This is a genomic window from Cryobacterium sp. Hh7 (assembly GCF_004403155.1).
In the GTDB taxonomy this organism is placed as follows: domain Bacteria; phylum Actinomycetota; class Actinomycetes; order Actinomycetales; family Microbacteriaceae; genus Cryobacterium; species Cryobacterium levicorallinum.
On the sequence record NZ_SOHG01000015.1, the window covers coordinates 110087 to 125014 of the forward strand.

Sequence of the window (14928 nt, forward strand, 5' to 3'; positions counted from 1 at the left end):
CGTAGCGCGCACCCATATCGGGCGCGGTCGTACCCAGGGCACGCCTCATGAGCCCACTTCCGGCACTCACCATTGACCTCATCGTGCTCGCGGGCGGGCGTGGCAGCCGCCTCGGCGGCGTGCTCAAACCCGCAGTCGAGGTGGCCGGGCGCACTCTGCTCTCCAGGGTGCTCGACGCCCGACCGGTCGCCCGGCACACCGTCGTTGTCGGCCCGCCCGCAGCGGTGCCCGCCGCCGACACGCCTCCGCTCGCCGCGCACCCCGCACCCTCGACAGGTGCACCCGCACCCGATCCCAATCTCGCGTCGCCCGCAGCCACGACCACGGCCCTAACCCCCGCCGCCGCTACCGCCACGCCGTCCGCACTGATCTGGGCACTCGAAGACCCACCGTTCGGCGGCCCCGTAGCCGGAATCGCGGCCGGCCTCGCCGCGCTCGAGGCGCACGGCGCAGCACACGTCGAAGTACACTGCGAGGCACACGGCGCGACCAAGGTCGAAGCGAACGTTGACGAGCCCGCCACCTGGCTGCTCGTGCTCGCCTGCGATCTTCCGTGGGGAGCGGATGCTGCGCGCCTGCTGGTCGCCGCGGCATCCGCTCTGGAGGAGATCGGTGAACAGACCGACGGCGTGCACCTCACCGATTACACCGGCCACGCCCAGTGGCTCGCCGGAATCTACCGGGCGCCCGCCCTGCGCGCGGCCGTGGACCGCCTCGGCGATCGCGTCAACGGCGCCAGCATGCGCAACCTGCTGTCGGGGCTGAAGCTCATGGGGCTAATGGACGAATCCGAAACCGGGGTCGACGTCGACACGTGGCAGGATGTTGAGAGCAGCACCGCGCGTTTGACCGGTGTACCCGACGCACGACCCGAGGAGTGACCAGAATGAGTTCAGCACCGCTGCCTCCCGAAGCGCTCGACGACTGGCTGACCGCCCTCGCCGACCGGCTCCAGCTCGATCCGGCCGACGTGCCGGTCGGCGACCTGCTCGACGTGGCCCGCGACGTGGCCCACAATGTGGCCCGGCCGGCTGCACCACTCAGCACCTTTCTGATCGGCCTCGCAGCCGCGAAGAATGGGGGTACCGGTGCCGCAATTGAGGCCGCCTGCGCCGCCGCGAGCGAACTCGCCCTCGACTGGACTCCCGAAAAACTGTGATGGCCACCCTGAGGTTCTTCGCCGGAGCGGCCGAAGCCGCCCAGACCGAAACGGCCACGCTCGATGCCGGCACGATCGGCGAGCTGCGCGCCGAGCTCGGCGAACGCTACGGCAGCGAGTTCGTGCGCGTGCTCGGCCTCTGCTCGCTGCTGGTGAACGGCGCCCGCGCCGCCGATGACACCGTTGCGCTCGCGCCGACCGACACCGTTGACGTCCTCCCGCCCTTCGCCGGCGGCTAACACCCCGTTCACAACCGCGGAGATTTTCGGCTGAACGCACCGGATCAGCGCTGAAACTGTCTCTTGCGAGCAGATCTCCGCGATTCTGAACGGTACCCGCGAAGTAGCGCTGTCGGCGAGGCTACAAACCGACCCAGGAGTGCGTTCCGTCGACCTCGTATTGCTTCTTCCAGATCGGGACCTCTGCCTTGACGGCCTCGACGAGGGCTTCGCAGGCCGCAAAGGCGTCGCCGCGGTGGGCGCTCGCGACCGCAGCCACGAGGGCGAGGTCGCCGACCTCGAGGTGTCCGATGCGGTGACTGACCGCCAATACGACCAGCGGATGCTGCGTCAACACCCGCTCGGCAATCTCAACGATAATGCGCCCCGCGTCGGGATGCGCGCTGTAGTCCAGGCCCGTCACCCGCCCGACGGCGTCAGGATCGTGGTCCCGCACCTGTCCGATGAACGTCACCACGGCACCGTGGGAAACGCCCGAAACGGCCGAAACGTGCTCGGTGACGTCGAGCAGCGACTCGGTGACACGGGCGAAGCCGACCGATGCGCGGCCCACACCCGAAGAATCCGCGTCCGAGAAATCCGCGTCCGATGCACGTGCCCCCATCAGTGGTCGCCGCCGTCGAGCTGGTCGATGATGTGCCGCACGAGCGGCGCGAGTATGGCCACACCGTCCCGCACCGCGCCAACTGAACCCGGCAGGTTCACCACCAGGGCTCCGTTGTTGCCGACCGAATCGGCGATGCCCGCTATGCCGCGGGACAGCACCGCGGTGGGAATCGTCGCGACGCTGATCGCGCGCATCCGCTCGGAAATGCCCGGAAGAATCGTGTGCAGCACCGTCGCCGTGCCCTCGGGCGTCAGGTCGCGCGCCGATACGCCCGTGCCACCGGTCGTCACGACCAGGCGGGAGCCGTCAGCGAGCGCCGCCGAAATAGAGCCAGCCACACTTTCAATTCCGTCGGGGACGACCCGGGGCGGCCCGCACGGAATGCCGACCTCGCCGAGCGCATCGACGACGGCCGGGCCGGACCTGTCTTCGCGTTCGCCGCGCGAACAGCGATCAGACACGGTGATCACGACGGCCCCGAGTTCGGCCCCAAGTTTGAGCTGAGTTTTCACCGTTCTAGAGTACCGCGGCCCGCCCGGGGAGAATCGGATGCCGGCGACCCCAGACCCGGTCACGTTGGTCGATGGCGATCTCGGCAAGCTCGATGAACGGAGGGGACGGACCACAGACAGACTCCAGCCGCGCCACAGCGCGAAGCGGATGCCGGCGACCCCCGGCTCAATCACCTTGGTCGACGGCAAGCTCGATCAAGGAAGGGGTGCGACCGCGGACGCGATCGCACCGGGCCGCCGACATCCGCTTCGCTCCGAATCATTTTTCACGGCGTTTGCGCGATGCGTCGGCACCGGCAAGCGAACAAGCTGGCTACTAAGCGGGCCTGCTGCCCTACCAACCAGCCGAGGAAACCATGTCAACCGTCTCACCACCACGCGTCACGTCCACGCTGAAGCCGGACCTCTCGAACTGGGATCCGGAAAACGAAGAGACCTGGGATTCACACCTCGCCTGGCGTACCCTGTGGATCACCACGTTCAGCATGACCCTCGGCTTCGCCGCCTGGTATCTGGTCAGCGCGATCGCTCCGCGGCTGAACGACATCGGCTTCGACCTGAGCATCAGCCAGCTGTACTGGCTCGTCGCGCTGCCCGGCCTGGCCGGTGGCCTGCTGCGCCTCGTCTTCATGTTCCTGCCGCCGATTCTCGGCACCCGCATCCTCGTCGCCCTCTCCAGTGCGCTCCTGCTGCTGCCCATGATCGGCTGGACCCTGGTCGCCCGCGACGTGTCGACGCCGTACTGGGTGCTGCTCGCGCTCTCCTTCGCAGCCGGTATCGGCGGCGGCAGCTTCTCCGGTTTCATGGCTTCGACCAGCTATTTCTTTCCCAAGCGCCTCGCCGGAACGGCCCTCGGCCTGCAGGCGGGGCTCGGCAACTTCGGCATCGGACTGATCCAGCTGCTCACCCCCTGGGTCGTCGGCTTCGGCCTGCTCGGCACCGCGGTGCTCACCCCGGAGAGTGACTCAAACGGCGAACTGGTCTGGCTGCACAACGGCGGCCTCGTGCTCATCCCCTGGGTGCTGCTCGCGGTCGCCCTCGCTCTCATTTTTCTACGTAAAGTGCCGATCAAGGCGAACTTTCGGCAGCAGATGGACATCTTCACGGTCAAGCACACCTGGATCATGACGCTCATCTACCTCATGAGTTTCGGCGCGTTCAGCGGCTTGGCGGCCCAAATGGGCCTCATTATCCTCAACGTCTACGGCGACTTCCCCGATGCGCCCAACCCGCTCGCCTTCGCCTTCATCGGACCGGTCGTCGGCGCCCTCGTGCGTGCAGCGTGTGGCCCGCTCTGCGACCGGTTCGGCGGCGCCATCTTCACCTTCATCGGCGGCGCCGGCATGGCCGTCGGCACCCTGGTCACGGTGTTCTTCCTCACCCCGACCAGCGTCGACGAGTTCAAGGGCTTTCTCACCGGCATGATCATCATCTTCTTCTTCTCCGGCCTCGCCAACGCTGGCACGTTCAAGCAGATGCCGATGATCTTCCCCAAGCGCCAGGCCGGCGGCGCGATCGGCTGGACCGCCGCGATCGCCGCCTTCGGCCCATTCATCGTGGGAATGGCCCTCACAGCCATGAGCCCGACCACTTTTTTCATCGGCTGCACGGTATTCTGCGTGCTCTGCACGGGACTGGCCTGGTTCTACTACGCGCGTCCCGGCGCACCCCACCCGAGCTGACGCTCGACTCCCACCCGGAGCCCCCTCCTCCTCCAGCGGGGGGCTTCGGGTCTTTCCCGGCCCAGGGCCATACTGAAACGATGACCACACACGACGACGCTGAAACGATCGACGATGCAGCAATCGGCGGCAACCCGATCGGTGGCGACCCAGCCTGCTGGCTCGAACAGGTCTGCCCGGAGTGTGGTGCATTCGTTCCGGGCGAGCTGCCCGCCACCTGCTGGCGCTGCGACACCCTGGTCGCGCCGAGCTGAAACCTGGCATCCTCTTTTAAACGGATGCCGCCCCGCGGGCAGCCACCATTGGGCGATGGCGGTCTCGAGCGATCGCGCGGGGGATGTGCCGCTGCGCGGGAGGCGCAAGTCCCGCGTAGCGCGCGCGGCCGGCACAGCCGCACCTCGACCAAACCGCCAAACCCTCGTACAGTCAGAGCACACCCCTGAGGAAGGACCACACATGGCCGACCAGCAGAATTTTGTGATTGTGGGGGCGTCCCTCGCGGGGGCGAGCGCTGCCCGAGCCTTGCGCGAAGAAGGCTTCGACGGGGAGATTCACCTGATCGGAGCTGAGGAACACCGTCCGTACATTCGCCCGCCGCTGTCGAAGGACTACCTGGCTGGCACGGCCGAACGCGACTCCGTCTACGTGCAGAGTGCGAGCTGGTACCCCGACCATGAGGTGCAGCTGCATTCCGGCACCCGGGCGGTGAGCCTCGACCTCAGCGCGCACCTCCTCGACACCGACGACGGCGCGCAACTGAGCTACGACCGGCTGCTCCTGACCACGGGATCCCGGCCGCGACGCCTGACGGTGCCGGGTGCAAACCTCGGCGGAGTGCACTACCTGCGCACCCTCGACCACTCCGACCTGCTGCACTCCGTTCTGGCTGACGGCGGCAAGCGACTCGTAGTCGTGGGATCCGGTTGGATCGGCCTGGAGGTCGCCGCAACCGCCCGCACCCTCGGCAACGAGGTCACCATCCTGGAACGTGGCCCGGTACCGCTTGCTGCGGCGCTGGGCGACGAGCTCGGCGACCTGTTCGCGAGCCTGCACGAGCGCAACGGCGTGGTCATCCGCCGCTCCGTGACCGTCGAAAGCCTGGTCGGAACGGATGGCCGGGTCACCGGGGTGCTCCTGGCCGGCGGCGAAACCGTGCCGGCCGACCTCGTTCTGGTGGGCATCGGTGCGGTTCCGAACGTGGAACTGGCCGAAAAGGCGGGGCTCGCAGTCGACAATGGAATCCTGGTCACCGCGAGCCTGGAAACCAGCGATCCCCACGTGTTCGCGGCGGGCGACGTGGCCAACGCGGAGCATCCGCTTATTGGGCAGCGGCTGCGCAGCGAGCACTGGGCGAATGCCCTGAACGGCGGTCCGGCCGCGGCCCGAGCGATGCTCGGCCAGAGCGTTTCGTTCGATGCCATTCCCTACTTCTATACCGACCAGTTCGACCTCGGCATGGAATATTCCGGATTCGGCATCTTGACCGACGGCACCGAGCTGGTCTACCGCGGCAACCGGGATTCCCGCGAGTTCATCGTGTTCTGGCAGCAGACCGGCCGCGTCGTCGCGGGCATGAACGTCAACGTCTGGGACGTCAATGACACCGTTCAGGCTCTGATTCGTCGGGGCGAGCCGGTCGATCCCGCTCGCCTCGCCGACGAATCCATTCCCCTCGACCAGGTCTAGGCTTCGCTGGTCGAGGCCACCAGTCGGTCGAGGCGCGAGGAACGAGCGGTCGAGATCCACGCATGATCGCGATCGCTCGCTAGCTCGCTCCTCGCTCAACGAGCAGCGCGAGTGAGCTAGGCCCGCGTGTCGGCCAGCTCGCTCGGCGCCGACTCCGCGGCGGCGTCGTCCGTGAACGGCTGCGCGGTGCGCGGGGCGTTGTAGAGCGTCTCGTCCAGGATGCCCTGGCGCTTGGCCACAATCGTGGGCACGAGCGCCTGGCCAGCGACGTTGACAGCGGTGCGACCCATGTCGATGATCGGGTCGATGGCCAGCAGCAGGCCCACCCCGGCCAGCGGCAGTCCCAGAGTGGACAGGGTCAGCGTCAGCATGACGACGGCGCCCGTGGTACCGGCGGTCGCTGCGCTCCCCAGCACGGAGACGAGCACGATCAGCAGATACTGGGTGAGGTCCAGCTGAATGCCGAAGAACTGGGCCACGAAAATGGCGGCGACGGCCGGATAGATCGCCGCGCAGCCATCCATTTTGGTCGTGGCTCCGAGCGGAACGGCGAAGGATGCGTAGGCGCGGGGTACACCGAGGCTGCGCTCGGTCACGCGCTGGGTCAACGGCAGGGTGCCGATGGAGGAGCGCGACACGAACCCGAGCTGCACCGCCGGCCACACGCCGGAGAAGTACTGCCTCACGGACAGCCCGTGCGATTTGATCAGCACCGGGTAGACGACGAACAATACGAGTACCAGGCCGATGTAGATGGTGACCGCGAACTTGCCGAGCGACCCCATGGTGTCCCAGCCGTAGACCGCAACCGCGTTGCCGATCAGGCCGATCGTGCCGAGCGGTGCGATTCGAATGATCCACCAGAGCACTTTCTGAATAACCGCCAGAGCGGATGCGTTCAGGTTGAGGAAGGGTTCGGCCAGCTTGCCCACCTTCAACGCCGCGATTCCCACCACAATGGCGATGACCAAAATCTGCAATACGTTGAAGCTGATGTTGGTGGTCGCGGTGCCGTCAACGACGCTGGTGCTCGCGCCCAGACCGAGGAAGTTCTTAGGGAACAACCCGGTCAAAAAGGCCCACCAATCGCCGGTTCGGCCGGCGTACTCGCCGGCCTCGGCCATGCCGGTTCCGGCACCCGGTTTGATCAGAACGCCCAGGCCGATACCGATCACAACGGCGATCAGCGCGGTGATGGCGAACCAGAGCAGGGTGTTCCAGGCCAGCTTCGCCGCGTTGGATACCTGGCGCAGATTGGCGATGGAGCTGACCACGGCCGTAAAGATGAGTGGCACGACGGCCGCCTGCAGCAGCGAGACGTAGCTCGATCCGATGATTTTCAGCGTGGCGCCGAGACCGGTCGGGCTCTCTTCGGTGCTACCGGTGTATTTGGCGAGCAGCCCAAGGCCCAGGCCAATAATGAGTGCGGCGATGATCTGAACGCCGAAGGAGCGTACCCATTTGGGGATTCTGCTGGTGCTGACGCGATCTGCTGAAGTCACTAGTACGACACTTTCTGTTGCCATTCGTGGTACCGCGCACGCTCGACTGCCCCGTTCCCCGGGCCGGCCAGTACTCGTTGAGGCGAGTGTTCGCGTGTGGGCGGCTCTAGCTGCAAGCCCAAATGGCGGCGCACTATTCCGCTTCGGCCCATTGTGGCAATACGCCGATTACTCCGCGAGGTACTCCGCGAGCACTCGAGCGTGGTTCACGTGCGGGTCCTTGGCTCCGTAGACCAGGGTTGTGACACCCTCGGCGATGAGCGCGCGCAACGCCGCGACCGCCACCTGGGTCGCCGCCACAGAGTCGAGTTCGGCGCGATAACGCAGCGCAAACTCATCCATTCGCTCCGGGTCGTGCTTCCACCAGGTGCGCAGCTTCGGCGACGGCGCGACATCTTTGAGCCACTCGTCGAGCTTGGCGCGCTCCTTCGAGACACCGCGCGGCCAGAGTCGATCAACCAGCACCCGGCATCCGTCGTCAGTGGATGCCTCGTCGTACACCCTCTTAATACGCACCATGAAAACAGCCTACTTTCGTGTGCGTTCGAGCGGGCGTTCGCTCTTCTCCCAGCCGCGCCGCGGCGGCCGCGACCCGGCACCGCGGGGGTCATCGCGCGAACGGTAAACGACGTAAGGGCGAACGAGGTAGCCGAGCGGCGCCGAGAACACGTGCACCAGCCGGGTGAACGGCCAGAGCAGAAACAGCGTCGTCGCGGTGAGCACGTGCAGCTGAAAGAAGAACGGCACGTCGCTCATGAGCGAGGGATCGGGCTGAAAGCCATACAGCGAGCGGATCCACGGCGAAATCGACCCACGATAGTCGTAGCCGCCGCCGAAGATTTGGTACAGCACCGTCGCCGTGGTGCCACACAAGATCGTGCTGGCCAGGAACACGTACATGACCTTGTCCATGACCGTCGTGACGAGCAGCACCCGTTTGGTCAGGCGTCGCCGGTAGATCAAAATGGCGAGGCCAGCCACCGTGAGTACGGCCGCAAAGGTTCCCAGCCAGGTCGCCCCGAGGTGATAGATATGCTCGGTCACCCCGAAGAACTCGAGCCACGGCTTCGGGATGAACAGGCCGACGACGTGCCCGCCGATCACCATGAGCATGCCGTAGTGGAACATCGGCGAGCCCCAGCGCAGCAGTCGGTTCTCGTAGGTCTGGCTCGATCGCGACGTCCAGCCGAACTGGTCGTAGCGGTAGCGCAGCAGATGCCCGACCACGAACACACCGGAGGCGGCGTAGGGAAAGGCGACCCAGAGAAGGTAATCCCAGGCGGTCATACTCTCAGTACCCATTTCTATCTGGCCTCATTCGCGTGCACGGAAAACGGCTTCAAATTGCCGAGGTAGGTCATGCCGACCGTCTCGGTCGGCGGCCCCTCGTTGACGAGGTCCAGGTAGCGTTCGCGGGTTTCATCATCGATCTCGGGCAACGACAGCGACACGGCGCGCACCAGGTGCGCGTACGGGCTATCGAATTTCTCCAGCGCCGCACGCAGAACCTCGATGCCGTCGCGGTGCGCGGCGAGTAGTTCCTGAGCGATCGGCGAGTCCGACAGCGCCGAGAACTCCAGCACCATCGGCAGGTAATCCGGCAGTTCGTCGGCGTCGACCTGCCAGCCGGCCGCCCGATACGCCTCGACAAAACGCACCAGCGCCATGCCGCGGCGACGAGTATCGCCGGCCGCGTAGTAGGTGAGGTACGGGCAGCATTTGCGCTTCAGATCGAAGATCGCGGTGAAATGGGTGGCGAGCTCCTGCTCGCTCCAGCCGTCGATCGCCGTGAAGAACGCGACGAACGCCTCCCGCAGCGGTTCGGGCAGTTGAATAACGCCTGAACGCACCAGCGAAAACTGCCGCTGCCGCTGGGGCGTGGGGTAGTCCAGCAGAATCGACGCCGCCATGTGCGCGATAACGCCGTGCTCGGGCGTGAGCGGCACGGCTGCCATGAACCGCGGGGCCACCTTCGGCGCCCGAAAGCCGAAATTCACCCGCGCAGCGAGTGCCGCAGGAAGGCGGGTGGCGGCGCTCATGCCGCGCTCCCGGCATCCGCTTTGGGCGGGAACATGCCCTTCGGCACCCCGCCACCAGTCCAGTTGAGCAGGTTGACCCGGCCAGGGGTCACTGGGCGGGTCTTGATGATCGGCGAGTCGCCGACCATCTGGTTGTAGTTGTCGACGGTCGCGTTCAGCGGCATGCCGGGGGTATTGCTGTACGGGCCCGCGGGGCCGGCGTCGCCGCCGTTGTGCGGGCCGGCGTGCTCGCGCGGGCCGCCCATCCCTGGGCCGCCGTCATTGGAGAGCGAGCAGCCGAGCTCGTCGAGCTCCCGCGCGGTCTCAACGTGCGCCTTCGGAATGACGTAACGGTCTTCATACTTGGCGATCGCGAGCAGCCGGTACATGGCCGTGATGGTCTCGCCGGTCATGCCGACAGCGTTCGGGATGCGCTCGTCTGGCTCGTTGCCGAGGTTGATGCCCCGCATATAGGCGCGCATCGCGGCGAGCTTGCGCAGCGACAGCTCGACCGGAACGACGTCGCCGGCCGAGAACAGCCCGGCGAGGTATTCCACCGGGATGCGCAGTTTGTCGATCGCGGCGAACAGGGTGCGCGCGTCTTCGCCGTCGCTGCCGGAGTTGCTCACGACGTCGACGACCGGGGACAGCGGGGGGATGTACCAGACCATCGGCATGGTGCGGTATTCCGGGTGCAGCGGCAGGGCGATCTCGTACTCGGAGATGAGCCTGTAGATGGGGCTGTTCTGGGCGGCTTCGATCCAGTCGTCGGCCATGCCCTCCGCCATGGCGGCGGCGATGACCTCGGGATCGAACGGGTCGAGAAAGCAGGCACGCTGGGCGTCAAGCAGGTCGTGCTCGTTTTCGATCGAGGCCGCTTCGAGCACCGCGTCGGCGTCGTACAGCATGAGGCCAAGGTAACGCAGACGTCCGACACAGGTTTCGGAGCAGATGGTGGGCTTGCCCTGCTCGATCAGCGGGTAGCAGAGCGTGCACTTTTCGGCCTTGCCCGTTTTGTGGTTGAAGTACACCTTCTTATAAGGGCAAGCGGAGACGCACATGCGCCAGCCGCGGCATCCGTCTTCGTCCACAAGCACGATGCCGTCTTCTTCACGCTTGTACATGGCGCCGGAGGGGCAGGCGGCGACGCAGGCGGGGTTCAGGCAGTGCTCGCAGATGCGCGGCAGGTAGAACATGAAAGTTTCTTCGAACTCCATCTTCACCTTCTCGCTCATCGTGGCGAGGATCGGGTCCGAGCTCGCGGTCTCCTGCGAGCCGCCGAGGTCGTCGTCCCAGTTGCCCGACCATTTGATGTCGATGTCCTGGCCGGTCAAGAGCGATTTCGGGCGGGCGACCGGGCTTTGGGTGCCGGCCGGAGCCGTGGTGAGCATGTCGTAGTCGTAGGTCCACGGCTCGTAGTAGTCGTCGATCTGCGGCAGGTTGGGGTTGTTGAAGATCTGCGAAAGCTTCTTCAGCCGTCCGCCGGCCTTGAGCCGCAGCCGGCCGCGCTTGTTGCGTACCCAGCCGCCCTTCCACTTCTCCTGGTTTTCGTATTCGCGCGGGTAGCCGAGGCCGGGCCGCGTCTCCACGTTGTTGAACCAGGCGTACTCGACGCCGGTGCGGTTGGTCCACACCTGCTTGCAGGTGACCGAGCAGGTGTGACACCCGATGCACTTGTCGAGGTTCATGATCATCGACATCTGGGCCATGACACGCATTAGTAGTCCACTTTCTGGCTGCGACGACGAATCACGGTGACCTCGTCGCGTTGGTTCCCGGTCGGGCCGAGATAGTTGAAGGCGAAGGACAGCTGGGCGTAACCGCCGATCAGATGAGACGGTTTCAAGAGGATGCGGGTGAGCGAGTTGTTGGTCCCGCCACGTATACCGCTGGTTTCGGCCACCGGCACGTTGATCGTGCGGTCCTTCGCGTGATACATGTACACCGTGCCCTCCGGCATGCGGTGCGACACGATCGCCCGCGCCACAACGACGCCGTTGCGGTTGTACGACTCGATCCACTCGTTGTCGCGCACTCCGATCTTGTCGGCGTCCTGCGGGCTCATCCAGATGGTCGGCCCGCCGCGGGACAGCGAGAGCATGAGCAGGTTGTCCTGGTATTCGGAGTGGATCGACCACTTCGAGTGCGGGGTCAGGTAGCGCACGGCGACCTCGGCGTGTCCGGTCGGGGCCTTACTGGTCGCGCCGACGATGGAGTCGTCGAACAGGCGGTGCATATCGAGCGGCGGCCGAAAGATCGGCAGCTGCTCACCCAATTCGATCATCCAGTCGTGATCGAGGTAGAAATGCTGGCGTCCGGTGAGGGTGTGCCAGGGCTTCAGATGTTCGACGTTGATGGTGAAGGCGCTGTAGCGGCGACCACCGTGCTCTGAGCCGGACCATTCCGGGGAGGTGAGCACCGGGACCGGCGCGCCCTGGACATCCGGGTAGGAGAAGCGCCGACCCTCGTTGTCGCTGGCCAGCTGGGCCAGCTTCACACCGGTGCGTTCCTCGAGCTGCCGAAAACCCTGGGTGCCGAGACGACCATTGGTCGTTCCCGAGAGCGCGAGCACCATTTCACAAGCGTGAATGGCGGTCGACAGTCGCGGACGGCCGGCGGCCGGGCCGTCAACCACGAGACCGTTCTTCTTGCCGAGGTAGGCAACCTCAACGTCGGGGTTGAATTTCACTCCCTTGGTGACCATGCCGAGCTTTTCGGTGAGTGGCCCGAGCGCGCCAAGCTGCGCGGCGAACGCCGGGTAATCACGTTCCACCACGACGAGCTTCGGCATGGTGACACCGGGGATGAGCGGCTGGTTGTTCAGCACGGTGCCGTGCGGTGTGGCCATGCCGTCGGGGGTGTCGTGTTGCAGAGGCGCTGCGACCAGGTCTTTGCGCACGCCGAGGTGCGTGACGGACATCTCGGAGATCTTGGCGGCGAGCACGTGAAAGATGTCGAAGTCGGTCTTGGCCTGCCACGGCGGCGCGATCGCGGGGTTGAACGAGTGAATAAACGGATGCATATCCGTCGTCGAGAGATCGTTTTTCTCATACCAGGTGGCCGGCGGCAAGACCACGTCACTGTAAATGGTCGTAGAGGTCATGCGGAAATCGCTCGTGACCAACAAGTCGAGCTTGCCTTCCGGCGCACTCTCATGCCATTTCATGGTCTGCGGGCGGCGCGCCGGCATGGACTCGACGGCGCGCACGGCGGACGGCGCCCCGAGCAGGTGCTTGAGAAAATACTCATTGCCCTTACCCGAGGAGCCGAGCACGTTGGCCCGCCACACCACGAGCACCCGCGGAAAGTTCTCGGGCGCGTCCGGGTCTTCGCAGGAGAACTCGAGCGAGCCGTCCTTCAACGAATCGACGACGTACTCGGCCGGTTCCTGACCAGCGGCGATCGCGTCGTCGACCAAGTCGAGCGAGTTGCGGTTGAAAGTGGGGTAGCTGGGCATCCAGCCGCGCTTAGCCGATTCGACCATGGTGTCCGCGGTGGTGCGTCCCTTGAATATCCCGGCGCCGAGCGGGCTGGCGAGGGTGTCTGCGCTCAGGCCGTCGTACCGCCACTGGTCGGTGGCGAGGTAGAAGAAGCCGGTGCCGATCATCTGGCGCGGCGGCCGCACCCAGTCCAGTCCGAAAGCGTACTGGCCGTACCCGGTGAGCGGACGCACCTTTTCCTGGCCGACATAGTGGGCCCAGCCGCCGCCATTCACGCCCTGGCAGCCGGTCATGGTGGTGAGCGCGAGAAAGGCCCGGTAGATGGTGTCGGAGTGGAACCAGTGGTTGGTGCCGGCGCCCATCAAAATCATCGACCGGCCCTCGGAGTCCTCGGCGTTCTGCGCGAATTCCCGGCCGATGCGCGCCGCGGCCTGCCACGGCACCGAGGTGATCTCCTCTTGCCAGGCGGGGGTGCCTGGAGTGGAGGCGTCGTCGTAGCCGGTTGGCCACTCCCCCGGCAGGCCGTCGCGGCCGACGCCGTACTGAGCGAGCAGCAGGTCGAACACGGTCGTCACGAACACACCGGCGACCTCGCGCACGGGCACGCCGCGGCGCACGATGCCGGCGGCTCCGGCGTGCTGCTGGGCCTCCTGCTGCCCGGCGGGGCTGTCAACATCGGGCGTTTCGTCGAAGCGGGGCAGGTCGATCGCGACAGAGCGACCGTCGTAGTCGGGGGCATCCGCTATGGAAAGGAGTGGGTCGCGGCCCTCGAGGTCGAGGTTCCATTTGCCCTTGTCGGCCTCGCTGAACCGGTGCCCGATCGACCCGTTCGGCACGAAGGCCTCACCGTTCTCGTCGAGCATGACCGTCTTGAAGGCTGCGCTTGAAACGGATGCGTCGGTGCCAGGCAGCGCGTCGGCCGTCAGAAACTTGCCGGGAACCCAGGCATCCTGGCGCGGAACGAGCGCGATCAGGTAGGACGAGTCGCTGAACTTCTTCATATAGTCGACGAAGCGCGGGGTGCGGCGGTCGACCAGAAACTCCTTGAGCACGACGTGGCCCATGGCCAGGGCGAGGGCACCGTCGGTTCCGGGGTGCACGGCGAGCCACTCGTCGGCGAACTTGGAGTTGTCGGCGTAGTCGGGCGAGACGGTGATGACCTTCTGGCCGCGGTAGCGGGCCTCGACCATGAAATGCGCATCGGGGGTGCGGGTGACGGGAACGTTGGAGCCCCACATGATGAGGTAGCTGGAGTTCCACCAGTCGGCCGATTCGGGCACGTCGGTCTGGTCGCCGAACACCTGCGGGCTGGCGACGGGGAGGTCGGCGTACCAGTCGTAGAACGAGAGCATGGTGCCGCCGAGCAGCGAGATGAAGCGGTTGCCGACGCCCTGCGACACGATCGACATGGCCGGAATCGGGCTGAAGCCGACCACCCGGTCTGGCCCGTACTGCTTGATGGTGTGCACGTGGGCGGCGGCGACGATCTCGGCGGCTTCGTCCCAGCTGGCCCGAACCAGGCCGCCCTGGCCGCGGGCGCTTTTATACTGGCGGGCAGTTTCGGGGTTGCCGGTGATCTCAGCCCAGGCCAGCACGGGGTCACCGAGACGGGCCTTCGCTTCGCGGAAGAGGTTCAGCAGTACGCCGCGAACGTAGGGGTACCGCACCCGGGTGGGCGAGTAGGTGTACCAGCTGAACGCGGCGCCGCGGGGGCAGCCTCGGGGCTCGTATTCGGGTGAATCGGGGCCAACACTCGGATAGTCGGTCTGCTGGGTTTCCCAGGTGATAATGCCGTCCTTGACGTACACCTTCCAGGAGCAGCTGCCGGTGCAGTTCACGCCGTGGGTGCTGCGCACCTCTTTGTCGTGGGTCCAGCGGTCACGGTAGAACGCGTCGGCGGCGCGGCCGCCGGTCTTGAACACGCTGCGCAGGTCCTCGCTGGTTTCGCCGCGACGCAGAAAGCGACCGAGCTTGAGCAGCGAATCGGCGACCGGACCGTCGGTACCGGGCTTGCTGGTGGTGCTCGTTGTGCGTGTTTTCACGGCTGCCCCTTGCCTGCCGGGGAATGCCGAAGCGCTATTCC

Annotated in this window: 14 protein-coding genes; 6 read left to right on the plus strand and 8 right to left on the minus strand. The window is 66.0% G+C overall.

Going from position 1 to position 14928, the window contains the following annotated elements; translation table 11 throughout:
* The first annotated feature begins 47 nt into the window (after nt 1–47).
* Genes E3T43_RS04460 through E3T43_RS04470 form a run of 3 tightly spaced genes read left to right on the plus strand, consistent with a single transcriptional unit; the run spans nt 48 to nt 1398 of the window.
* Nucleotides 48–881 carry a molybdenum cofactor guanylyltransferase gene (locus E3T43_RS04460; protein ID WP_134471497.1) on the plus strand — a complete coding sequence of 278 codons (834 nt, stop codon included), beginning with the start codon at nt 48–50 and terminating at the stop codon, nt 879–881.
* 5 nt (nt 882–886) lie between these two features.
* On the plus strand, nt 887–1159 hold the full coding sequence (locus E3T43_RS04465; protein ID WP_134469632.1) for a DUF6457 domain-containing protein: 273 nt from the start codon (nt 887–889) through the stop codon (nt 1157–1159).
* Nucleotides 1159–1398 carry a MoaD/ThiS family protein gene (locus tag E3T43_RS04470; RefSeq protein ID WP_092448272.1) on the plus strand — a complete coding sequence of 80 codons (240 nt, stop codon included), beginning with the start codon at nt 1159–1161 and terminating at the stop codon, nt 1396–1398. Before E3T43_RS04465 ends, E3T43_RS04470 begins: the two co-directional genes overlap by 1 nt.
* Nucleotides 1399–1519: 121 nt before the next feature.
* Here the strand turns inward: E3T43_RS04470 and E3T43_RS04475 are convergent, their stop codons facing one another.
* Nucleotides 1520–1951 (minus strand): molybdenum cofactor biosynthesis protein MoaE, encoded by a 432-nt coding sequence (locus E3T43_RS04475; protein ID WP_241978807.1) that lies wholly within the window; start codon nt 1949–1951, stop codon nt 1520–1522.
* A gap of 50 nt (nt 1952–2001) precedes the next feature.
* Nucleotides 2002–2517, minus strand: coding sequence for a molybdenum cofactor biosynthesis protein B (locus E3T43_RS04480; RefSeq protein ID WP_092448274.1), 516 nt, complete (start codon nt 2515–2517; stop codon nt 2002–2004).
* A 356-nt stretch (nt 2518–2873) separates the two neighbouring features.
* Between E3T43_RS04480 and E3T43_RS04485 the strand changes: the two genes are divergently transcribed.
* The 3 genes from E3T43_RS04485 to E3T43_RS04490 all read left to right on the plus strand — a co-directional run bounded on the left by E3T43_RS04485 (nt 2874) and on the right by E3T43_RS04490 (nt 5885).
* Nucleotides 2874–4199, plus strand: a complete 1326-nt coding sequence (locus E3T43_RS04485; protein WP_134471499.1) for an MFS transporter — start codon at nt 2874–2876, stop codon at nt 4197–4199.
* Nucleotides 4200–4279: 80 nt separating this feature from the next.
* Nucleotides 4280–4453 carry a hypothetical protein gene (locus E3T43_RS18650; RefSeq protein WP_166791231.1) on the plus strand — a complete coding sequence of 58 codons (174 nt, stop codon included), beginning with the start codon at nt 4280–4282 and terminating at the stop codon, nt 4451–4453.
* 202 nt (nt 4454–4655) lie between these two features.
* Nucleotides 4656–5885: an NAD(P)/FAD-dependent oxidoreductase gene (locus tag E3T43_RS04490; protein WP_134471500.1), complete on the plus strand. Its 1230-nt coding sequence runs from the start codon at nt 4656–4658 to the stop codon at nt 5883–5885.
* 116 nt (nt 5886–6001) lie between these two features.
* On the opposite strand, the gene E3T43_RS04495 is transcribed toward E3T43_RS04490, so the two are convergent.
* From E3T43_RS04495 to E3T43_RS04520, 6 genes are all read right to left on the minus strand, one after another.
* Nucleotides 6002–7387 carry a dicarboxylate/amino acid:cation symporter gene (locus tag E3T43_RS04495; protein WP_370449866.1) on the minus strand — a complete coding sequence of 462 codons (1386 nt, stop codon included), beginning with the start codon at nt 7385–7387 and terminating at the stop codon, nt 6002–6004.
* Nucleotides 7388–7555: 168 nt separating this feature from the next.
* The gene (locus E3T43_RS04500) at nt 7556–7906 is read right to left on the minus strand and encodes a DUF488 domain-containing protein (RefSeq protein ID WP_134442966.1); all 351 of its coding nucleotides are present in this window, start codon (nt 7904–7906) and stop codon (nt 7556–7558) included.
* 9 nt (nt 7907–7915) lie between these two features.
* Complete coding sequence (gene narI / locus E3T43_RS04505) at nt 7916–8674, minus strand: respiratory nitrate reductase subunit gamma (RefSeq protein WP_134442967.1); 759 nt, start codon at nt 8672–8674, stop codon at nt 7916–7918.
* A 17-nt stretch (nt 8675–8691) separates the two neighbouring features.
* The gene (gene narJ / locus E3T43_RS04510; protein ID WP_241978808.1) at nt 8692–9426 is read right to left on the minus strand and encodes a nitrate reductase molybdenum cofactor assembly chaperone; all 735 of its coding nucleotides are present in this window, start codon (nt 9424–9426) and stop codon (nt 8692–8694) included.
* Nucleotides 9423–11123 (minus strand): nitrate reductase subunit beta, encoded by a 1701-nt coding sequence (gene narH / locus E3T43_RS04515; protein ID WP_134471502.1) that lies wholly within the window; start codon nt 11121–11123, stop codon nt 9423–9425. Before narH ends, narJ begins: the two co-directional genes overlap by 4 nt.
* The gene (locus tag E3T43_RS04520) at nt 11123–14887 is read right to left on the minus strand and encodes a nitrate reductase subunit alpha (RefSeq protein WP_134442969.1); all 3765 of its coding nucleotides are present in this window, start codon (nt 14885–14887) and stop codon (nt 11123–11125) included. Before E3T43_RS04520 ends, narH begins: the two co-directional genes overlap by 1 nt.
* Nucleotides 14888–14928: the final 41 nt, after the last annotated feature.